Genomic DNA, 20,415 nt, shown 5'->3' on the forward strand with positions numbered 1-20,415 from the left:
GCCTCAGGTGAGGCCCGCCCGGGTGGCGGTCTCCTCGTTGTGGCGCATGTGCTGGTGGGCCCGGTCGCCGAGTTCCGCGATCAGCCCGGCGACGAGGCTCTCGACCACGGCCAGCGTCGGCACCAGGCTGTCGTACGGCGAGGGGGCGCCGACCTGGCTGGAGAAGACGACCTCGGCGTGGGTGCTCACGGGCGAGAGCCAGGTGTCGGTGAACAGGACGACGCGCCCCCCGGCCTCGCGGACGAGTTCGGCGACGGTGACCTTGTCCTCCTCGTAGCGGCGGTAGTCGAAGACGACCAGGACGTCGCGGCGGGCGAGCGAGGAGAGCAGCGCGGTGCGCTCCACGGACCGGTCGGGGAGGAAACGGACGTCGTCGCGCACCTGCATCAGGTGGAGCCCGAGGTACTGGGCGAAGAGGTTGGTGAAGCGACCGCCGACGAGGGTGATGCGCCGCTTGGGGTCGGCGAGGAGCTGGACGGCCCGGTCGAGGTCGTGCGGGGTGACCTCGGCGAGGGTGCGGTCGACCGCCGCGGTGAACACCTCGCGGCCGTGGGCGAGCAGGTTCTCGGCCTTGGCCCCGACGGCCGCGGGGTCGGCGGCGGCCTTGCCGTAGTTGCCGCTGCCGTAGTTGCCGCTGCTGTAGAGCGTCACGGGCGAGGCGTGGCGTTCGTCGAGTTCGGCGCGCAGGGCCGCCTGGAAGTCCGGGAAGCCCCGGTAGCCGAGGCGGTTGACGAACCGGATGACGGTGGGGGCGCTGACGTCGGCGCGCTCGGCGAGGGTGGCGATGGTCTCGAACCCGGCGGCCGGCCACCCGGCGAGCAGGATCCTGCCCACCTTGCGCTCGGCGGGGCTGCAGTCGCCGAGCCGTTGGCGGATGTCCTCGGCGAGCGTGACGGTGGGCATGGGCGGGGCTCCCCTTCCCGGGCTGCGGGCGGTCGTCGGTGGTGCGGCGCGGCACGTGCCTCCGCAGCCTAGCGAAGTGCCGGGCTGCGGAGATCACGGAACGTTCGGGTGCCCCGGAGCGGGGCCGGAATCAGTCGGCGGCCGGGTGGACGCCGACCTCCAGGTCGGTGAAGGAGGCCGCGGTGGTGCCGTCGGCGGTCCACGCCCGGGTGTCGCCGCGCTTGCGGAGGAGGGCCGTGAACGCGGGGGCGGACTCGAAGGTGTCGGCGGTCGCGGTGCGCTGGGCGGTGGTCGCGGTCAGGGCGCGGGCGGTGCCGGAGAAGGAGTAGGGCCGGCCGTCCGGGTCGGCCGCGGAGTAGAACGCGTCGTGGTTGGGCGGCACGGGGGTGTCGGCGGTGGCGGTGAGGGGGCGCTTGCCCGCCCCGGCCTGCGCGTGCCAGGTGCGCGGGTCGTAGCGGTCGCCGTCGGTGAGGTAGCTGTAGCGGACCCCGTCGATCGTCCAGTGGCCGCCGGTGGTGCCGGTCCGGGCGGAGCGCAGGTCGAGGACCGAGACGCCGTGGGTGCCGAGGACCCGCAGGCTCTCGCCGCGGGTGCCGGCGTGCTCGACCTCGATCGCGGTGTTCTCGTCGAGGGCGAACACCCGGTCGTGGCCGGTGTCGGCGGCCAGCCGGATCGCGCGGCCCTCGCGGCCGTAGGTGCCGGTGTGGGTGTCGAGCAGGCCCGCGTCGAAGAGGCCGAAGCCGCCCTGCGGGAGGTAGCCGAGCCGGGTCGGGTCCTCGAAGTAGCCGGGGGCGCTGCCGTCGCGCAGGGCCTGGTAGCTGTCGCCGCCGGTGACCATGTCGGGTCCGGAGGCGATCTGCGCCCCGGCGCTGGAGCCCGCGACGACGGCTCCGGCGGCGAGCTTGCGGCGGATGGCCGCCATGACCTTGGAGTCGGTGTGGGCGTCGCCGTGCAGGAGGCTGGTGACGTAGCGGTACTGGTCGCCGCCGCCGAAGAAGAAGCCGGTCATGGACTCGACCTGGGCGACCACGGCGTCCGAGTCGGCGGCGTCGACGTGTTCGACGTCGATCGGCACCCACTGGGCGTCGGCCGCGCCGTAGTGCTCGAGGAGGGCCGCGTAGTAGAGGCCGTTGCAGCGGGAGTTGGAGCAGGTGTCGGGGTCGGCGGCGTCGGGGTCCTGGCTCTCGGGGACGGAGGCGGCGGTCAGCACGCCGATGCGGGCCTTCCCGGCGCCGCCGGCCTTCTGGACGATCTCGCCGTAGATCTCGGCGTTGCCGTCCTTCAGGCCGCCGCCGACGAGGATCAGGGTGCCCCCGGCCGCGGCCGGGCGGGCGGCGGCGGTCTGGGCGGTGGCGGCGAGGAGGGTCAGTGCGGCCGCGAGGGCGAGGGCGGTGCGCCCGCAGCGGGTGCGCAGGTGTCGGTTCATCCGGGAACTCCGTGGTCGTTGGATGCTGGAACCGTGCGGTGGCGGGGGGGGGGCGGGGGGGGGGCGCGCCCCGCGGGGGGGGGGGCCCCCCCGGGGGGGGGGGGCGGGGGCCGCCGGGCGGGGGGGGGGGCCCCCGGGGGGGGGGGGCGGCCGCCCCGGGGGGGGCGCCGGGGGGCGTCAACCCCGGCCACGGGGGGGGGGGGGGGGGGCGCGCCCGGGGGGGGGCGGGGGGGGGGGGGGGGGGGGCCCCCCCCCGGCGGTGGTGCGGCCCGCGCGGGCGGGGTGAGCCGGGCCGCGCGGGCCGGTCGTGGGGCACCGGTGGGGGTGTCAGCGCCGTCCGAGACGCTCGACGAGCATCGCCAGCAGGGCGATCCGGCCCGGTGCGCCGGCGGTGTCGAGCCACTCCTCGGGGGTGTGGTCGGCCCCGCCGACCGGGCCGAGGCCGTCGAGGGTGGGGATGCCCAGGCCCGAGGTGAGGTTGGCGTCGCCCACCCCGCCGGTGGAGGCGCCGCGGATCCGCAGGCCGAGGTCGGCGCCGGTGCGCAGGGCCGCGGCGAGCACGGCCGCCGCCTGCGGGGTGTGCTCCATGGGCGGGCACAGGTCCAGCTGGTCGACCCGGGCCGCGGTGCCCTCGACGACGGTCCGGGCGGCGACCGCGCGGATCTCGGCGATCGCGGTGTCCAGGCCGGCGGTGGTGGTGGCGCGGACCTCGGCGTACAGCTCGGCCTGGGGGCACACGATGTTGGTGCGGGTGCCCGCGCGGACGACGCCGACGTTCAGGGTGACGCCGGGCCAGGTGCCGTTGAGGGCCTGCAGGGCGACCACCAGGTGGGCGGCGGCGAGGGCGGCGTTGGCGCCGCGCTCGGGCTCGATCCCGGCGTGGGCGGCCCGCCCGGTGACGGTGACCAGCAGGTCGGCGACGCCCTTGCGCTCGATGACCAGGTCGCCGTTCTCCCGGGCGCACTCCAGGCCGAGCGCGTAGTGCGCCCCCCGGGCGGTGCGCTCGGTGACCGGCCGGCTGGCCGGGGAGCCGACCTCCTCGTCGGGGGTGGCGAGGACGACGAGCTCGGCGAAGGCCGTCCGGCCGTGGCGGACCAGGAGTTCGGCCGCGGTGACCCCGGCCAGCAGGCCGCCCTTGTCGTCGCTGACGCCGGGTCCGTGGGCCCGGCCGTCCAGGACGTGGAAGGGGCGGGCCGCGGCGGTGCCCTCCTCGAAGACGGTGTCCATGTGGCCGACGAGGACGATCCGCGCTCCGCCGTCCTCCTCCGGCACGGACCCGGTGAGCCTGGCGACGAGCACGTCCCCGAAGCGGTGTCCGTCCACCCGCCCGGGGGTGGTGCGCTCGGTGGTGAACCCGATCGAGCGCAGCCGGTGCTCGAACCAGTCGGCGACCCGGTTCACGCCGTCGGCGTCGTAGGAGCCGGAGTCGATGGCGACGAGTTCGGCCAGGTCGGCGAGGTAGCGGGGCAGGGCCTGCTCGGCGGCGGCCGCCAGTTCGGTGGCGGCCGCGCGGTTCGCCGGTTCGGCGGGGGCGCTCACAGGACCTTGGAGAGGAACGCCTTGGTGCGCTCCTGCTCCGGGTCGACCAGGACCCTGCGCGGGTCGCCGGCTTCGACGACCACGCCCTCGTCCATGAAGACGGCCGTGTCGCCGACCTCGCGGGCGAAGCCGATCTCGTGGGTGACCACGACCATCGTCATGCCGTCGGCGGCCAGGTCGCGCATCACGTCCAGGACGTCGCCGACGAGTTCGGGGTCGAGGGCGGAGGTCGGCTCGTCGAAGAGCATCAGCTTGGGCTTCATCGCCAGCGCGCGGGCGATGGCCACCCGCTGCTGCTGGCCGCCGGAGAGCTGGGCGGGGTAGTGGTCGGCGCGGTCGCCGAGGCCGACCCGCTCCAGCAGGCGCAGGGCCTCCTGCCGGGCGTCGGTGCGGTTGACCCCGACGACCCGGACCGGCGCCTCGGTGACGTTCTCCAGGGCGGTCATGTGCGGGAAGAGGTTGAAGCGCTGGAAGACCATGCCGATCTCGCGGCGGCGCTCGGCGACCTCGGCCTCGCGCAGCTCGTGCAGCCGGTTGCCCGACTGCCGGTAGCCGACCAGGTCGCCGTCGACGGTGAGGCGTCCGCCGTCCACCTTCTCCAGGTGGTTGATGCAGCGCAGGAAGGTCGACTTGCCGGAGCCGGAGGGGCCGAGCAGGCAGCAGACCTGTCCGCGCTCGACGGTCAGGTCGATCCCCTTGAGGACCTCCAGCCGGCCGAAGTGCTTGCGCACGCCCTCGGCGTGCACCATGGGGCGGGCCATCGGTTCAGCCCTTCCGTTCGCGGGTGGTGGGGAGCAGGCCGGGGAGGCCGGTGAGCATCCGCCGCAGCGGGGAGACCTGCCCGGCGCGGGCGGTGCCGCGGCCGTAGCGGCGCTCCAGCCAGGACTGCGGCACGGACAGCACGGTGACCAGCGCCAGGTACCAGAGGGCGGCGACCACCAGCAGCGGGATGATCTGGTAGTTCTGGTTGTAGACGTCCTGGATGTTGGACATCAGGTCGTGCGCGGCGATCACCGAGACGTACGCGGTGGTCTTGAGCATGTTGATGGTCTCGTTGCCCATCGGCGGGATGATGACCCGCATCGCCTGCGGTAGCACGATCCGGCGCATCGTCAGGGCGGGCTTCATGCCCAGCGAGTGGGCGGCCTCGGTCTGGCCCGGGTCGACGGACTGGATGCCCGCCCGGACGATCTCGGAGGCGTAGGCGGCCTCGTTCAGGCCCAGTGCGAGCAGCGCCGCGACGGAGGCGGGCAGCAGGTTGTTGGTGTCGAACTCGACGAAGGTGACCGTGGTGAACGGGATGCCGATCATCAGGTGCTTGTAGAGCGCGGCGGCGTAGCCCCAGAAGAGGATCTGGACCAGCAGCGGGGTGCCGCGGAACAGCCAGACGAAGCCGGTGGAGAGCCCGTACAGGACGGGGTTGGTCGACAGCCGCATGACGGCGACCAGGGTGCCCAGGCCCAGGCCGACCGCCATCGCGGCGACGGTCAGCCACAGGGTGGTGAACAGGCCGTCGAAGATCAGGTCGGCGAACAGGTAGTGGCCGACGACGTCCCACTTCAGGTTCGGGTTCTTGGCGAGCGAGCCGACCAGGCCGACCAGGCCGAGCACGGCGACGACGGCGGCGGTCCACTGCCCCCAGTGCCGGACCGGGACGGCCACCAGGTCGTCCGGCCGGGCGGGGGCCGCCTCGGCGGGGCGTTCGGTGACGGGCATGTCAGTCCACCGCGCCGTTCTTGGTGGCCTGCTTGACGGCGATCGAGGCGACGCCGTACTTGTCGTAGATCTTGGCGAGCGAGCCGTCGTCGATCAGGGCCTGCGCGGCCCTCTGCACCGCGTCGGTCAGCTGCGGCAGGTTCTTGGCGACGGCGATGCCGTTCGGGGAGGCGTGGTAGCCGCCGAGCGCGGCCGGGTCGTCGACGACCTCGAACGCGGCGCCGTCGTCGGCGCTCTTGGCGGTCCATCCGGCGGCGGGCTTGGTGAGCACGTCGGCGACCACCTTGCCGGAGCGCAGGGCGAGTTGGGCGTCGGAGTCCTTGGGGAAGGTCTGGACGTCGATGGCGCCCCGGCCGAGTTCGCGGCACTTGTCCTGGTGCTGGTCCAGGAGCTTCTGCTGGTTGGTGGCGCTCTGCACGGCGACGGGGTGGCCGCACAGGTCGTCGAGGGTGGTGATCTTCTGCGGGTTGCCCTTGGCGACCAGGACGCCGCTGCCGGAGACCGAGTAGTCGACGAAGTCGACGACCTGCTCGCGCTCCTTGTTGTCGGTGATGGCGCTGATCGCGGCGTCGTACTTGCCGGCCTGCAGGGCGGGGACGATGCCGTCGAACTTCTGCGCCTGGAACTCGAACCGGACGCCGAGCTTGGCGCCGACGGCCTGTCCGAGGTCGTGGTCGAGGCCGGTCATCTCCTTGCTGCCCTCGGAGACGTACATCTCGAACGGCGGGTAGGGGACGTCGGTGGCGACGCGGACCTTGCCCGCCTTCCGGACCGCCTCGGGCAGCGCGTCGTGGAGGGCGGGGTCGGAGCTGATGCTGACACCGGCGACCGTGACCGGGCCGGTCGCCGCGGGACCGCTGGTCCCGCTGCTCCCGCAGGCGGTCAGGGCGAGGGAGCCGCACAGGACGAGGGCGGCCGCGGCCGGCCGGGCCGGTCTGCGGGGGGCGGAGGAGTTCACGGAGCAACCTTTCGAGGACCTGAGCGGCGCCGAGGGGCCGCGCCGCACGCCAGGACGTTACAGGTAAACCATCTTGATGGCCATATGTAATGAAGGATACAAATCTGTAACGCTCGACGAGCCTCGGAAAAAGCACTGATGGGCCCTCAGATGCCTGAGGGTCCCTCCTGAAAGGTCGTTACATCTACCCGCGACCGTCACGGTTCTGTACGTTCCGCTTCGACCGCAGGGGAGAGGCGCCCTCGATGCGGGGGGTGCACCCGTCCCCCGGGGCCGGGCGGACGAGGTCCGCTCCCGCGAACAGCGCGTCGAGGACGGCAGCGGCCCACGGGCCGGGGTCGCTCCCGGCGGGCAGGTGCGGCGAAACCCCGGCGACGGCCCGCCCCGCGAAACCGTTCGCCAGGTGGGGAGGCCGGGCCTCCAGGACACCGACCGCCCTGGCCCGCTGTTCCAGCCGCGCGGTCTCCAGCCACCCGCTGAGCGCCGCCTTCGACGCGCGGTAGGCGCCCGCCGAGGCCGTCGGGCGCTCGACGACGATCCCGGTGACGGCCCCGACGGCGCCGCCCCGGCCGATGGTGCGGAGGGCCCCGCGCAGGACGGCGATCGGGGCCAGCGCGTTGACCGCCATCAGGTGCTCCTCGATCTCGGCCGACGCCTCCTCGGCCCGCCCGAACGCCACGGCGCCCATGCTGACCAGGACGGCGTCGAGTCCGCCCAGGTGCTCGGCGGCCCGGGCGGCGAGCACCGAGCAGCGGTCGAGGTCGTACGCGTCGAAGGTCGGCGCGAACGGGGAGCCGACGCTCCGGGCCACCGCCGCGAGCCGCCCGGCCTCACGCCCGGCGGGGACCACGCGCGCCCCGCGGTCGGCCGCGAGCCCGGCCACTAGCGTGCCGAACTCCCCCGTCGCGCCCACCACGAGCAGCCGGGCACCGTGCACGTCCACGAGGCACCTCCCTCTCGTCCGTCGAACCCTTCCGGCTCCCGCGGGCCCCGGCCGTCGGGGTTCGCGGGAGCCGCCCTGCGCCCGCTCGGGGCCGTGCGTCCGGCTACCGGGTCGGGCCGGTGATGCCCGGACGCGCCTCCGGGGCACCGAGCAACCGCGCCGCCACGGGCCGGGCCGCCTCGGGCCGGGCCCCCTCGGGGTGGCGGTGCCGCCAGTACGGGTTGTCGAGCGGCAGCTTGGAACTGACCCGGCCGTACATGCCGAACGTGGCGATGACCAGGCCCATGACGAAACTGAACAGGACGTTGGGGATCCGGAAGGCCAGGACGTTGGCCCCCGAGTCCAGCAGGGCGAGGTTGACGAACCCGCTCAGGACGAAGAGGGTGCCCACCACGATGTTGATCGTGGAGGCGGTGTTGCCGCCGATCACCGCTCCGGCGATCAGCACCGCCGCGGTGGCGATGGAGACCAGGCTGAGCAGGCCGTTGCTCGTCAGCCCGGCGACCCGCTCGCCGCTGGTGCTGAAGAACGCCAGGCCGTCCGCCAGGCCCAGGCAGCCGAAGACCAGCAGCACCACGCCGCACAGTCCGGCGCCGATCCGGTAGACGTTGGCGAGTCGGTGGTCGACGGGAAGCTCGTCGCGGAAGTCCATGACAGCGCTCCATTCGTGCCTCGGGGGTGGTTCCCCGTGATCCACTCTCGCCGGAGGCCCCGCCCGGCGGAAGTCGCATCGTCCGTGCAGCGTTCGGCGTGCCCGGGCCCGCCGGAGGGGGCCGCGCGCTACCCGCCGGCCAGGCGGCGGGGGTCGAGCAGTTCGTCGAGGACCTCGGGCGGCAGCACCCCCGCCTCCCCCGCGACCTCGCGCACCGGCCGCCGCTGCGCCACCGCGCGCCGCGCGAGTGCAGTGGACAGCTCGTAGCCGATGACCGGGTTGAGCGCGGTGGCGAGGGCGGCGGACCCGCTGGCGTGGCCGTACGCCCGCTCGGCGTCGGCGCGGATCCCTCGGACGCACGCGGTGGCGAGCAGCGTGCAGGCGGCGGCGAGGCGGCGCTGGGCGGTCAGCAGGCGGTGGGCGATCAGCGGCTCGAAGGCGTTGAGTTGCAACTGGCCCGCCTGCGCGGCCAGCGAGACCGCGGTGTCGGCGGCGACGACGTCGAAGCAGACCTGGGTGACGGCCTCGGGGACGACGGGGTTGACCTTGCCGGGCATGATGCTGGAGCCCGCCTGCAGTTCGGGCAGCCTGATCTCGGCGAGCCCGGCCCGGGGGCCGGAGGACAGCAGGCGCAGGTCGTTGCAGACCTTGACCAGGCGGAGCGCGAAGCGTTTGAGGGCGTGCGAGAGTTCGATGAACGCCCCGGTGCTCTGGGTGGCCTCGACGAGGTCGCGGGCCGGGTGCACGGGCACCCCGGTGATCTCGGCGAGGTGGTCGGCGCAGGCCCGCGCGAAGCCGGGGTGGGCGTTGAGGCCGGTGCCGATGGCGGTTCCGCCCATGGTGATCTCGCACAGGGCGCGGGTGGAGCGGAGCAGGACGGCGGTGTCGTCGCGGACGCCGAGCGCGAAGGCCCCGAACTCCTGGCCGAGCGTCATGGGCACGGCGTCCTGCAGTTGGGTGCGGCCCAGTTTGACCACGTCCGCGAAGGCGGCCCCGCGCTCGGCGAGCGCGTCGGCGAGGCGGTCCATGGCCGGCGCGAGGGCGTGGGCGGCTTCGTGGAGCGCGAGCTTCACCGCGGTGGGGTAGGCGTCGTTGGTGCTCTGGCCGAGGTTGACGTGGTCGTTGGGGCTGAGCAGCGCGTAGTCGCCGGGCCCGCTCCCCAGGATCTCCAGGGCCCGGTTCGCGATGACCTCGTTGGCGTTCATGTTGGTGGAGGTGCCGGCGCCGCCCTGGAGGACGTCGACCACGAAGTGCTCGTGCCAGAGTCCGGCGCGGATCTCCCGGCAGGCGGCGACGACGGCCTCGCAGCGGCGGTCGTCCAAGGCGCCGAGCTCCCGGTGGGCGAGCGCCGCGGCCTGCTTCACCGCGGCGAGGGCGGTGACGAGTTCGGGGTGGACGGAGACGGGCGTCCCGGTCAGCGGGAAGTTCTCGGTGGCCCGGAGGGTGTGGATGCCGATGTAGGCCCCGGCGGGCAGCTCGCGCTCGCCGAGGAGGTCGTGCTCGACGCGGCGGGGGCCGCCGGGCTCGGTGGGCGTGGGGTGAGGGTTCACGGTGTCCCGGATCTGTCGCGGAGACCGCACAGCTCGTACTGTACGTTTCAGAATGAGTAACTAGCAGAGCTTTCGTAACGAATCAATGGCGCGCGCCCCGTCGGCCGTCCTGGCCGGACGGCCCCAGCGCCCCAGCCCTCGACACCGTTGCGCGAATGTAACTCCCGATACATGTTCGCCAAACACGAGTCAGATGTAACTTCTGTTCGCACCGCACACACTCCTCCGAGGCGCACGATCGAAGGGCTCCCCCATGACCTCCTCCCGCACCGCAGGCACGATCAGACTGCTCACCTCCACGGCCCTGGCGACCGCCTGCGGCCTCGCCCTGACCGCCTGCGGATCGTCCGCCGCCGACCCGGCCCGCAGCGGCGCGTCCGCCTCGCCGGCCACCACCGTCGTCAAGGGCGTCACGATCGCGTCCGACCCGAAGCTCACCGACAAGCTGCCCGAGGCGGTCCGGAAGGCGGGCAAGGTCCGCGTCGCCACCGACGTCCCCTACCCGCCGTTCGAGATGTACGTCTCCGAGGGCAGCCAGGAGATCACCGGCATCGACCACGACCTGGGCCAGGCGATCGGCGCCCGGCTGGGCGTCCGGTTCGAGTTCACCGGCCAGAAGTTCGACGGCCTCCTCCCCGCGGTGCAGGCCGGCAAGTTCGACGCCGTCATGTCCGCCATGACGGACAAGAAGGCGCGCGAGGAGGCCGTCGACTTCGTCGACTACGTCAACGCCGGGCCGGGCTGGCTGGTCAAGGAGGGCAACCCCGACGGCATCAAGGTGGTCACCGACGTGTGCGGCAAGAGCGTCTCGGTGCAGGCCGGCACCAACCACCAGAAGATCCTCGACCAGCGCCAGGAGCTCTGCAAGCAGGAGGGCAAGCCGCCGATCACCGTCCTCGCCTTCCCGAAGGACTCCGAGGCGCAGCTCGCGCTGCGCTCGGGGAAGGTGTCCGCCGACTTCCTCGACGAGGTGACGGCCGCCTACGTGGCGGACACCGCGGACGGGGGCAGCACGTTCGACACCGTCCTCGGCAAGGCGGCCGTCGGACCGACCAGCGCCTCGCCGATCGGCATCGGCGTCTCCAAGTCCGTCCCCGGGCTGAAGGAGGCCGTCCGGGCCGCGCTCCAGTCCCTGATGGACGACGGCTCGTACGGCAAGATCCTCGACGCCTACCACGTGCCCAGCATCGCCATCCCGCAGGCCACCATCAACGGCGCCCTCGACTGACGACCCGTCGGCCGGCACCCCCGCCCGGCCCCGCCCCCGCGCGGCGGGGAACCCGGGCCCGGTGCACCGCGCACCGGACCCGGGTGTCGGGTTCTCCGCCTTCCGCCGTCCGCCGCCGGGGCCCGGCAGCGGCGGCGCTCAGCCCGCCTCGGCGGCCGCCGCCCGGCGGTCGAACCACGCGCTGCGGTGGTCACCCGCCTCGCCGCCCGCCCCGCCCTCGTAGCGCGCGAGGGCCAGGCCGAGGCCGAAGAAGGTCGGTGCCCACTCGCCGACGAAGATGCCCCACCGGTCGGCCCGTTCGATGCCCGCCCGCTCGGCCTTCATGGACACCGCCCAGCTCAACAGGGAGAGCCCCACCGAGCCGAGCGCGGCCGCGTAGGCGTGCTCGCTGGTGACACCGGCTTCGTGCAGCTTGCGAACGATCATCATGGCGATCACTCCTCGTTCCGTAGGCCCCCGCCGACCACCGTGCACACGGTCGCTCGCCGACCGGAAGTCGCATCGATTGCGCACGGCTCGGGCCGCCGGTCCTTGAGAGAAGCTTTGCCCCAGGAACGGGAATTACATCTACTGATCAGATCTAAGCAGATGTAACTTCCGATACGCACCCCTCCCCACGGTGGTGCCTCACCCTCCCCCACACCCAGGAGTGCTCCCATGCGCCCAGCCCTGTCCCGCCTCCGCTCCACCAGATCCGCCGCGCTGCTCGCGCTCGCCCTGACCGCCGCCGGGGCCGGGGCGGTGGCGGCCCCGCAGTCCGCGCACGCCTCGGTGACCCGCATCCGCCTCGGCAGTTCCTCCGACGCCAGCCGCACCTCCTGGAGCGGCCCCGCCTTCACCTTCAACGGCGACGGCGCCGTGGTGCCCGCCACCGCGGCCAAGGCGATCTCCGCCATCACCGGCGGGAGCGGCAGCATCGACGTCACGGTGCTCGCCGACTCCGCCTCCACCGGCACCAGCCAGACCCCCGAGTGCGACGTGTTCATGGGGCTGTCCGGCGTCAACTCCTGCACCACCGACGTGGTCACCTCCGCGGCCGACGGCAACAGCTCCCAGGTCAACACCGACGTGCGCAACGCCGAGTTCGTGTACTTCGCGGGCGGCAACCAGTGCGTCTACGCCTCCTGGAAGGGGACCTCGCTGCAGGCCTCCGTGCAGTCCGTCATCGCGAAGGGCGGCGGCTCGGGCGGCGGCAGCGCCGGCCACCACATCAACAGCGCCGTCGTCTACGACGCGTGCACCTCGAGCACCGACTCCGCCACCGCCCTGGCCAACCCCTACGACAGCAGCGTCACCTTCACCACCGGCATGTTCAACTGGCCGAACTACGCCGACACCGTCAACGACTCGCACTTCGTCACCCGGGACCGGATGGGCCGCACCATGGCCTTCGTCGCCCGCGCGGTCAAGGACGGCCTCACCGGCTCCGGCAAGGCCTGGGGCGTGGGCGTCGAGCAGGGCGGCGGCTCGCTGTTCCTCGACAAGAACGGGCTGGCCACCCTCTCCGGCTCGGACGCCTACGTCGTGCTCGGCGACCACCAGCCCGAGCAGGCCGTCTCCGGGCGCCCCCTCACCTACTCGAACTTCAAGATCTGGCACCTGACCGCCGGACAGACCTTCGACTTCAAGAACCGCCCCACCTGCGGCTACTACACCCGCAGCGTGACCAACGGCACCCCCGACGCCAACCTCTACAGCGGCACCCCGGTCACCGACTGCAGCGGCGGCGGCGGCACCGGCACGGGCACCTCGTACGCCGAGACCGAGCCGAACGACAGCACCGGCGCCGCGAACGACCTCACCGGCCTCGGCTACCCGGTGACCGTCACCGGCAGCATGAAGTCCACCTCGGACCGCGACTACTACAAGCTGTCCCTGACCTCGGGTCAGACCGCCACCGTCACCTGCACGATCCCCTCCGCCTACGACGCGGACCTGTACTTCATGAACGCGAACGGCAGCACCCTGACCCGCTCGGTCAACAACGGCAAGGGGGCGGGCGAGTCGCTGAGCTGGACGGCGACCAGCAGCGGCACCTACTACGCGGACCTGGAGGCCTACAGCGGATCGGGCAGCGCGACCTACTCCTGCGGCATCACCAAGAGCTGACCCCCGCGCTGCCCGGTCCGAACCGGACCGGCACCCCCGGCGAGAACAGGACGCTCGCCGGGGGCCCGAGCACCTCGACGCCCGCTGCCCGCAGCAGGGTCTCGTCGAGGTGCTCGACCTCCGCCTGGTGCAGCGGCCACGGCGGGTGCTCGACCGGCAGGTAGACCGTGCGGCCGACGGTGCGGGTGTGCAGCCCCCAGCGGGCGGTGAGGAAGTCGGCGAGCGGGCCCGGCCGCTCCAGGCGCGGTCCGACCCGGGCGCGCAGCACGCACCGGGCGCCGCGGCCCCCGACCCGACGCACCCGGGTGGCGAGGTGCAACGCCTCGCCGTCCGCCGTCCAGCGGGTCCGCGACCAGCGGTAGGGCAGCCCGAGCGCCGCGCGCGCCACCAGCACGGCGGACAGCCGGGGGCAGTCGAGCGAGCGGAACACCACCCCGCGGCGGCCGCGCCCGTCGACGGAGTAGAGCCGGACGTTGACCTCGGGGAACGTCCCGACGTACGGGAGGGGCGTGCGGCCGGGCCCCAGCCGCCGCATGGAGAACGCCACCAGTCCCACCCAGGTGGTGCCGTTGCGGACGTCCGGGAAGGTGCCGGGCGGCAGCAGCGGCGCGACCGCGGCGGGGTGGACGGGCCAGTGCAGGAAGAGCACGTCGCTCCACTCCTGGGACAGCAGCGTCGGCCGCACCGCCCGCGGGGCGCGGGCGGTCACCGGTTCGGGCAGCACGGGGTCTCCTTCCGGCCGGACGGGTCGGCGGCTCCCGCCCGTCACCGCCTCCGGCCGGGCCCGTCGCCCGGGCTGCGGTCGGCCGGACCGGGGCGGGTGCCGCCGGACGGGGCCCGGTCCTCGGCCGCCCGGTCGTCGACGGCCCGGCGGAGCAGGTCGAGGGCGGTTTCGAGCGTGCGCGGGCAGGCGAGTCCGGCCGGGTGCCCGTGGCGGTTCCACCCCGGTCCGGCCGTGACGACCAGGGCGTCGACCCGCGAACCGGCGGCGCCCCACGAGGCCCGGCCCACCTCGCGCGCGAGGTGCGGATCGGCGGTGGTGCGGCTCTGGGCCCACAGCAGCACCGCCGAGGGGCCGAGCCGGGTGACCGCGTCGAGCAGCGCCCGCGGGGGCACCGCGGCGCCCAGCATCCGGTAGGGCAGGCCGTGCACCGCCATCCCGGCCGCCACGGCCTCCAGCGGGAGGGTGTGCTGCTCGCCCGGCATGGCGGCGAGCAGCACCGGCGGGGCCTCCCGGAACCGCACCGGCGCGACGGCCGCGGTGCGCAGCGCGGCGGAGACGTGCCAGGAGAGCAGGTGCTCGACCTCGACGTACTGCTCGCCGTCGGCGGCCCACTTGCGGCCCGCCGCGCGCAGGGCGGGCATGATCACCTCGGTCCAGGCCCGGACGGGTCCGAGTCCGTCCACCGCGCCGCGCAGGATCCCGGCCACCTCGGGCCCGTCGAGCCTGACGGCCGCGCGGGCGAGGCCCCGGCACTCGGGGCGGACGGTGCCGAGCGGCATCGCGCGGCTGCCGCCCGGGCGGTGCGCGAGCGGCCCGGTGCCGTCGGCGTCCTGGGCCGGGGGCGGGGCGTCCCCGGGCGTCGGGTGCGCGCCCGGCACGGCGGAGCGCGCCGCCCGGGCCGCCTCGGCGGGCGGGATGCCGCGGGCGGTCAGTCGGCACATCTCGTCCAGCAGGGAGACGTCCTCGGGGTACCACCTGCGGTGCCGGCCCGGGCCGCGGTGGGAGGGGCCGATGCCGTAGCGGCGCTCCCAGGAGCGGATCGTGGTGGGCGACACGCCCAGTCGGCGGGCGACCGCCCCGGTGGGCACGCCGACGCCCGGGTCGGGGGCGGGGTCCGGGTCGGGTACGGCCGCCGGGTCGGGGGCGGGCGGTCCGGCGCGGAGCGCCTCCTGGTCGCTTCCGTTCCTCATGGCGGGTCGTCCTCCGGGCTCGGGGCGGGTCGCGGTCATCCGTCGCGCAGGGCGTCGCGCAGGCGCAGCAGGCCGTCCCTCGTCCGGGACTTGACCGTGCCCAGCGGCAGGTCGAGGACGTCGGCGATCCGGCGCTGCGAGTAGCCGCAGTAGTAGGCCAGGACCAGTGCCTCGCGCTGGCCCGCGCTCAGGGCGGACAGGGCGCGCCGGATCCGGGCCGCCTCCATGCTCCGCTCGACCTCCTCGGCGACCTGCTCCGGCCGCGTCGTCTCCTCCCGGACGACGCGCTGCTCGCGCTCGCAGGACGCCCGGACCGAGCGGACCCGGTCCACGGCGCGCCGGTGGGCGATCGTGCACGCCCAGGTGGTGACGGAGCCCCGCCCGGGCCGGTAGGACGGCGCCGAGCGCCACACCTCCAGCAGCGCCTCCTGCGCGACCTCCTCGGCCTGCGCGGAGTCCCTCAGCACGCGCAGCGCGATGCCGTAGACGCTCGGTGCGAGCTCCTCGTACAGGCCGGTGTACGCCTCGCGGTCCCCCCGGGCCGTCCGGTCCACCAGGCCGCGCAGCCGTTCGGCGCGCAGCGGGCGGACGTCACCGGGCAGGGACGGCGCGGGGGCGGTGAGGGAGGTGGATCTCATGTACCGAACGTGCCGCCAAGCGCTGCGCCCTGCCACTTGCAGTGTTGCTGCATCGTTTTCCCCGCACCGGGGCGGGGCCCTCCCGCCCTTCGCGGTCAGGGCGCGGCGCTCCCGCGGACGGCCTCGGCCGGCGGCGCAGTGTCCGGAGCGGACGGGGCCGCCCCTCCTCCGGCCGCGTGTCACGACGCGTCCGGGGGAAGGTCAGGGAGCGGTCCTCCCGTGGTGATCGCCGTGACGGAGCGGGCCGCGAGCGACTGCCAGGTCCGGGCGCCGCCGATCATGGCGTGTCCGCCGCGGGGCATCGCGACGAACCGCACGTCGGCCCCGGCGCGCCGGGCCCGGGCCGCGAGGGCCCGGGAGGCGCCCGCGCCGGTGACGCGGTCGGACGGGTCGTGCAGGAGGACGAGGCGCCTGCCGCGCAGGTGCTCCACCGGGTCGCCCGGCTCGCACCAGGGCGCCAGCAGGACCGCTCCGAGGACCTGCGGGTGGCCGGCGACGGCGAGTGCCGCCCGTCCGCCCATGGAGTGCCCGAGCAGCACGACCCCGACGCCGGGCGCGTGCGCCGCGAGTTCCCGCAGGGTCCGGTCCGCGTCGGCGACGGGGTGCGCGTGCGCGCCGTTCCATCCGCGGTAGCGGTACTTCACCTCGACCTCCGCCAGCGACGGATCGGCCACCCGCCGCCGGACGGCCGCGCCGAAGGCCCGCATGCGCAACCTGGCCAGGCCCAGGCGGGATTGGGGTGCCAGGCTCCGGGCCCTGCCCCCGTGCAGGACGAGCAGGACGGACCTGGTGCCGGACGGGAGTCGATCGGTGCGGGCGGGCATGGGGGTCTCCTCCGTGGTCGGCCGCGCGCCGGTCGGCGGCCGGTGCTGCTCCCCGGCGGGCGGCGGCCTGCGCCGGAACGGCCGGGGCGTGGACGGGCCGACGTCCCGTCAGTTCCCCCACCACCGGGCGGGCCGGACGGTCCCGTCCGCGCCGCCGGGGCGGCGGGCGAGGATCTGGTCGACGCCCATCCGCCCCTCGGCGAAGGCCAGCGAGCTCCCGGCCAGGTAGAGCTCCCACAGCCGCACCGTCGGCCGTCCGACCAGCGCGGTGAAGCGGTCCCGGTGTTCGGTGAGGGTGGCCCGCCAGGCGTCGATGGTGCGGGCGTAGTGCGGGCGCATCGCCTCGGTGTGCAGGACTTCCAGGCCCGCCGCCTCGATCAGGTCGACGGTCTGCCCGAGCGGGCGCATGTGCATGTCGGGGGTGATGTACGCCTCGATGAACGCGCCGCCGCCGGGCGCGGCGGCCCCGCGCGACATCTGCTGGACCAGCAGCCGCCCGCCGGGGCGCAGCAGGGCGTGCAGGCGGGCCGCGAAGCCGGGGTACTGGTCCCGGCCGACGTGTTCGCCCATCTCCACGCAGCTGACGGCGTCGTAGGCGTCCGGGGTGATCTCCCGGTAGTCGCACAGCCGGACGTCGACCAGGTCGGCGACGCCCGCCTCGGCCACCAGGGCGCGGGCGTGGGCGTGCTGGCGGGCGGAGAGGGTGACGGCGGTGACGCGGGCCCCGTGGTGGAGGGCGGCGTGCCGGGCGAGCGCGCCCCAGCCGCAGCCGACGTCGAGCAGGCGCGCGCCGGGGCGCAGGTCGAGCTTGCGGCAGATCAGGTCGAACTTGGCTTCCTGGGCGGCCTGCAGGGGCTGGTCGTCACGGGTGTAGTAGGCGCAGGAGTAGGCCATGGCCGGTCCGAGCAGCAGGGCGTAGAACTCGTTCGACAGGTCGTAGTGGTGGCTGATCACCGCCCGGTCGCGGCCCCGGCTGTGCAGGGGCCCGCGGACCCTGGCCCGGCCGCCGGGCCGGGGCGGCGGCGGCCCGACGACGCCGAGCCGGGCGGCCGCCGCGGCCAGGGCGGGCCAACTGCGCGGCGCCGGGCGCCCGACGGTCCGTCCGGCGAGGCTGCGCCGGACGGCGGAGAGGGCCTCGGCGAGGTCGCCCTCGACGTCGAGCTCCCCGCTGATCCAGGCGTCGGCCAGGCCGAGTTCGCCCGGCTGCCACAGCAGCCGCCGCAGCGCCCGGCGGTGGCGCACCAGCACCGTCGGGCCGTCCGCCGGGCCGGTGGCCGAACCGTCCCACAGCCGCAGGGCGAACGGCGGTGGCCCCGCGAACAGCTCGTGCAGGACCGGTTCGAGCACGTCGGCGGCGCTCGTCCCCCGTCCGGGGGCCGGTGTGGTGCGGGTCGTGGGTGCGGTCATGGGTTCCCCTCCGCCGGACGGGGCCGCGGCGCGGCCCCGTGGTTGTCTGCTCCCCTTGGTTCGGAGCGACGCCCGGCGCGGCTTGGTCCGGCGGGACACCGGCCGCTCCGGCAGGTCAGTTCCGGGAGACCCGCAGCGCCCAGGCGATCAGCGGCGCCTGGAGGGGCAGCCGGGCCAGGGCGGCCGCGCGCTGCGGGGCCGGGCGGTGGCGCCAGTCGTACGCCATCTTCACGTTGGCGGGGAAGACCGCCGCGAACAGGCCCGCGGCGGCCAGTGCCCCGGTGCGGCGGCTGCGCGGGTGGAGGACGGCGGCGCCGACGGCCAGCTCCGCGACGCCGCTGACCCGGGTCCAGGTCCGGGGCGAGCCGGGCAGCGCGCGCGGGACGATCGCGTCGAACGGCTTCGGGGCCGCGAAGTGCGCGATCCCGGCGGTCAGCAGCAGGCCGCCCAGCAGGCGGGCGGAACGGTCGGATGCCATCGGCGCTCCCGGAACGTGTCGGCGGAGAAGGTGCTACCGAACAGTAGCTTCGGCGGCTCGGGAGCGGAACACCCTCGGCCCGCAGGCGGCGCCGACGGAGGAGGGGCGCCCCGGGACGCACCGCCGGCGTCACCCGATCGGAGGAGTCGGAAGGTGCGACCAATCCGGGCCCACCGGTGCGCCGAACCGCAGATGTGACCGATGAACCGACTCCCCCCGCCGCACCGCCCGGCCGCCGCCACCGCCTGCTGCGCGCCGCCGGTGCGGCCGCGATCGGCCTGGCCTCCGCGGTGGCCGCGCTGGGCGCGGGCGAGTTGGCCGCGTACGCGACGGGAGCGGGCAGCGCGCCGGTGGTCGCGGTCGGGTCGGCGGCGATCGACCTGACGCCGACGCCGCTCAAGGAGTACGCGGTGCGCACCTTCGGCACCCACGACAAGGCGGTGCTGCTGGGCGGCATCCACCTGACGACTGCTCTGTTCGCCGCGCTGGCCGGGCTGCTGGCGGTGCGTCGCCCGTTCGCCGGGGCGGTGGTGTTCGGGGCGTTCGGCGCACTCGGTGCCTGGGCCGCGCTGTCCCGTCCCGGCGCGGCGGTCGTGGACTGCGCCCCGTCGATCGTCGCCGGGCTGGTCGGCGCCGCGACCGTCCTGCTGCTGGCCCGGCGCTGGCGCACACCGCACCCGCAGCAGGAACCGGAGCCGGGCGGCACAGCCGTGACGAGTCGGCGGACGGTGCTGGCCGCCACCGCCGGGACCTTCGCCGCGGGCGCGCTGGCCGGGATCGGCGGACGCGTCCTGACGGACCGGCGCTTCGACGTCACCGCCGCCCGCGACGCCGTCCGCCTCCCCTCCCCCGCCGCGCCGCTGCCCCCGCTGCCCGCCGCCGCGCACCCGAACGTCCCCGGCCTGTCGCCGTTCACCACCCCGAACGCCGACTTCTACCGGGTCGACACCGCGCTGACGCTCCCCCGGATCGACCCGCGCGAGTGGACGCTGCGCATCCACGGCCTGGTCGACCGGCCCCGACTGCTCACCTTCGACGAGCTGCTGCGCGAGCCGCTCGAAGAACTCGACCACACCCTGTCCTGCGTCTCCAACGAGGTCGGCGGCCCCTACGTCGGCACCACCCGCTGGCTCGGCGCCGCGCTGCCCGCGCTGCTGCGCCGCGCCGGTATCCGCGCCGGGGCCGACCAGCTGGTGGGCCGCTCCAAGGACGGCATGACCATCGGCACCCCGCTGGAGTCCGTCCTGGACGGGCGCCGCGCCCTGCTCGCCGTCGCGATGAACGGCGAGGCGCTGCCGCTCGCGCACGGCTTCCCGTGCCGCACCGTCGTCCCCGGCTTCTACGGCTACACCTCCGCCACCAAGTGGCTGGTCGACCTGGAGGTCACCACCTTCGCCGCCTTCGACCCGTACTGGGTGCGCCGCGGCTGGGACCGCACCGGCACCGTCCGCACCGCCTCCCGGATCGAGGTGCCCGCGCCGTTCGCGAAGGTCCCGGCCGGGGAGGTGGCCGTCGCGGGCACCGCCTGGGCCACCCACCGCGGGATCGCCGTCGTCGAGGTCCGCGTCGACCAAGGCCCTTGGCAGCAGGCCGAGTTGGCCGCTGACGCCGGGCCCGACCTGTGGCGCCAGTGGTCGTACCGCTGGCCCGCCGCGACCCCCGGCACGCACCGCATCGAGGTGCGCGCCACCGACGCCACCGGCGCCGTGCAGCCCGAGAGCCGCGCCGCGCCCTTCCCCGCCGGGGCGACGGGCTGGCACAGCACCGTCGTCACCGTCACCTGACCGTCCGACCACCGTCCACGCAGTAGCACCACTTCACCCGAACCGAGGAGTACTTCGCCATGTCCGTCACCACCCGTCGCTCCCTGTCCGCCCTGCTCGCCGCCGGGGCCCTCGCCCTATCCCTGGGCGCGTGCAGCAGCAGCAGCGGCTCCAGCTCCTCGTCCGCCTCGGCCTCGGCCACGGCCCCCAGCTCCGCCGCCAAGTCGAGCCCCACCGCCTCCGCCGCGATGGCCGACGCTCCGTTCGGCGCGGCCTGCGCCGCCGTGCCGAAGGACGGCGCCGGGTCGTTCACCGGCATGGCCAAGGACCCGGTCGCCACCGCCGCCTCGAACAACCCGCTGCTGTC

General features: G+C 75.0%; 19 protein-coding genes and 1 pseudogene. 4 read left to right on the plus strand and 16 right to left on the minus strand.

Translation table 11 applies throughout. The features are described 5' to 3' along the window. Positions 1-3: 3 nt before the first annotated feature. The 9 genes from ACFY00_RS16385 to ACFY00_RS16425 all read right to left on the minus strand — a co-directional run bounded on the left by ACFY00_RS16385 (position 4) and on the right by ACFY00_RS16425 (position 9,687). Positions 4-903, minus strand: a complete 900-nt coding sequence (locus tag ACFY00_RS16385) for a MurR/RpiR family transcriptional regulator (protein WP_388031883.1) — start codon at positions 901-903, stop codon at positions 4-6. A gap of 130 nt (positions 904-1,033) precedes the next feature. After that, positions 1,034-2,329, minus strand: a complete 1,296-nt coding sequence (locus ACFY00_RS16390; RefSeq protein ID WP_388031885.1) for a cyanophycinase — start codon at positions 2,327-2,329, stop codon at positions 1,034-1,036. A 327-nt stretch (positions 2,330-2,656) separates the two neighbouring features. Continuing rightward, positions 2,657-3,868 (minus strand): M20 family metallopeptidase, encoded by a 1,212-nt coding sequence (locus ACFY00_RS16395; RefSeq protein WP_388031887.1) that lies wholly within the window; start codon positions 3,866-3,868, stop codon positions 2,657-2,659. Then, positions 3,865-4,617 carry an amino acid ABC transporter ATP-binding protein gene (locus ACFY00_RS16400; protein WP_388031947.1) on the minus strand — a complete coding sequence of 251 codons (753 nt, stop codon included), beginning with the start codon at positions 4,615-4,617 and terminating at the stop codon, positions 3,865-3,867. Before ACFY00_RS16400 ends, ACFY00_RS16395 begins: the two co-directional genes overlap by 4 nt. A 16-nt stretch (positions 4,618-4,633) precedes the next feature. Next, on the minus strand, positions 4,634-5,584 hold the full coding sequence (locus tag ACFY00_RS16405) for an amino acid ABC transporter permease (RefSeq protein ID WP_388031889.1): 951 nt from the start codon (positions 5,582-5,584) through the stop codon (positions 4,634-4,636). A 1-nt stretch (position 5,585) separates the two neighbouring features. Further along, positions 5,586-6,542: an ABC transporter substrate-binding protein gene (locus ACFY00_RS16410; protein ID WP_388031890.1), complete on the minus strand. Its 957-nt coding sequence runs from the start codon at positions 6,540-6,542 to the stop codon at positions 5,586-5,588. Between the two features lie 184 nt (positions 6,543-6,726). Then, positions 6,727-7,485 (minus strand): SDR family NAD(P)-dependent oxidoreductase, encoded by a 759-nt coding sequence (locus tag ACFY00_RS16415; protein WP_388031893.1) that lies wholly within the window; start codon positions 7,483-7,485, stop codon positions 6,727-6,729. A gap of 103 nt (positions 7,486-7,588) precedes the next feature. Continuing rightward, a complete protein-coding gene (locus tag ACFY00_RS16420; protein ID WP_388031895.1) occupies positions 7,589-8,137 on the minus strand; it encodes a DUF4383 domain-containing protein in 549 nt (182 codons plus the stop codon). Positions 8,138-8,265: 128 nt separating this feature from the next. After that, positions 8,266-9,687: an aspartate ammonia-lyase gene (locus ACFY00_RS16425; protein ID WP_388031897.1), complete on the minus strand. Its 1,422-nt coding sequence runs from the start codon at positions 9,685-9,687 to the stop codon at positions 8,266-8,268. Positions 9,688-9,940: 253 nt separating this feature from the next. Between ACFY00_RS16425 and ACFY00_RS16430 the strand changes: the two genes are divergently transcribed. Beyond that, on the plus strand, positions 9,941-10,915 hold the full coding sequence (locus tag ACFY00_RS16430; protein WP_388031900.1) for an ABC transporter substrate-binding protein: 975 nt from the start codon (positions 9,941-9,943) through the stop codon (positions 10,913-10,915). A gap of 138 nt (positions 10,916-11,053) precedes the next feature. On the opposite strand, the gene ACFY00_RS16435 is transcribed toward ACFY00_RS16430, so the two are convergent. After that, on the minus strand, positions 11,054-11,341 hold the full coding sequence (locus ACFY00_RS16435; protein WP_388031950.1) for a hypothetical protein: 288 nt from the start codon (positions 11,339-11,341) through the stop codon (positions 11,054-11,056). Between the two features lie 231 nt (positions 11,342-11,572). On the opposite strand from ACFY00_RS16435, the gene ACFY00_RS16440 reads away from it, so the two are divergent. Beyond that, on the plus strand, positions 11,573-13,024 hold the full coding sequence (locus ACFY00_RS16440) for a pre-peptidase C-terminal domain-containing protein (RefSeq protein ID WP_388031902.1): 1,452 nt from the start codon (positions 11,573-11,575) through the stop codon (positions 13,022-13,024). Here the strand turns inward: ACFY00_RS16440 and ACFY00_RS16445 are convergent. The 6 genes from ACFY00_RS16445 to ACFY00_RS16470 all read right to left on the minus strand — a co-directional run bounded on the left by ACFY00_RS16445 (position 13,011) and on the right by ACFY00_RS16470 (position 18,285). Then, positions 13,011-13,748: a YqjF family protein gene (locus ACFY00_RS16445; protein ID WP_388031905.1), complete on the minus strand. Its 738-nt coding sequence runs from the start codon at positions 13,746-13,748 to the stop codon at positions 13,011-13,013. The two genes, ACFY00_RS16440 and ACFY00_RS16445, sit on opposite strands and share 14 nt — an antisense overlap. A gap of 41 nt (positions 13,749-13,789) precedes the next feature. Beyond that, positions 13,790-14,938 carry a MerR family transcriptional regulator gene (locus ACFY00_RS16450; protein ID WP_388031906.1) on the minus strand — a complete coding sequence of 383 codons (1,149 nt, stop codon included), beginning with the start codon at positions 14,936-14,938 and terminating at the stop codon, positions 13,790-13,792. 35 nt (positions 14,939-14,973) lie between these two features. Further along, on the minus strand, positions 14,974-15,576 hold the full coding sequence (locus tag ACFY00_RS16455; RefSeq protein ID WP_388031907.1) for a sigma-70 family RNA polymerase sigma factor: 603 nt from the start codon (positions 15,574-15,576) through the stop codon (positions 14,974-14,976). Between the two features lie 179 nt (positions 15,577-15,755). After that, positions 15,756-16,400, minus strand: a complete 645-nt coding sequence (locus ACFY00_RS16460; RefSeq protein WP_388031910.1) for a serine aminopeptidase domain-containing protein — start codon at positions 16,398-16,400, stop codon at positions 15,756-15,758. A gap of 108 nt (positions 16,401-16,508) precedes the next feature. Further along, positions 16,509-17,807, minus strand: a complete 1,299-nt coding sequence (locus tag ACFY00_RS16465; protein ID WP_388031913.1) for a class I SAM-dependent methyltransferase — start codon at positions 17,805-17,807, stop codon at positions 16,509-16,511. A 115-nt stretch (positions 17,808-17,922) separates the two neighbouring features. Next, positions 17,923-18,285 (minus strand): MauE/DoxX family redox-associated membrane protein, encoded by a 363-nt coding sequence (locus ACFY00_RS16470; RefSeq protein ID WP_388031915.1) that lies wholly within the window; start codon positions 18,283-18,285, stop codon positions 17,923-17,925. A gap of 194 nt (positions 18,286-18,479) precedes the next feature. Between ACFY00_RS16470 and ACFY00_RS16475 the strand changes: the two genes are divergently transcribed. Both ACFY00_RS16475 and ACFY00_RS16480 read left to right on the plus strand, forming a co-directional pair. Beyond that, complete coding sequence (locus ACFY00_RS16475) at positions 18,480-20,069, plus strand: molybdopterin-dependent oxidoreductase (protein WP_388031916.1); 1,590 nt, start codon at positions 18,480-18,482, stop codon at positions 20,067-20,069. Positions 20,070-20,128: 59 nt separating this feature from the next. After that, positions 20,129-20,415, plus strand: a pseudogene (locus ACFY00_RS16480) (fasciclin domain-containing protein); the annotation flags it as partial.

The organism is Kitasatospora sp. NPDC001540 (genome assembly GCF_042894345.1).
Classification (GTDB): domain Bacteria; phylum Actinomycetota; class Actinomycetes; order Streptomycetales; family Streptomycetaceae; genus Kitasatospora; species Kitasatospora phosalacinea_C.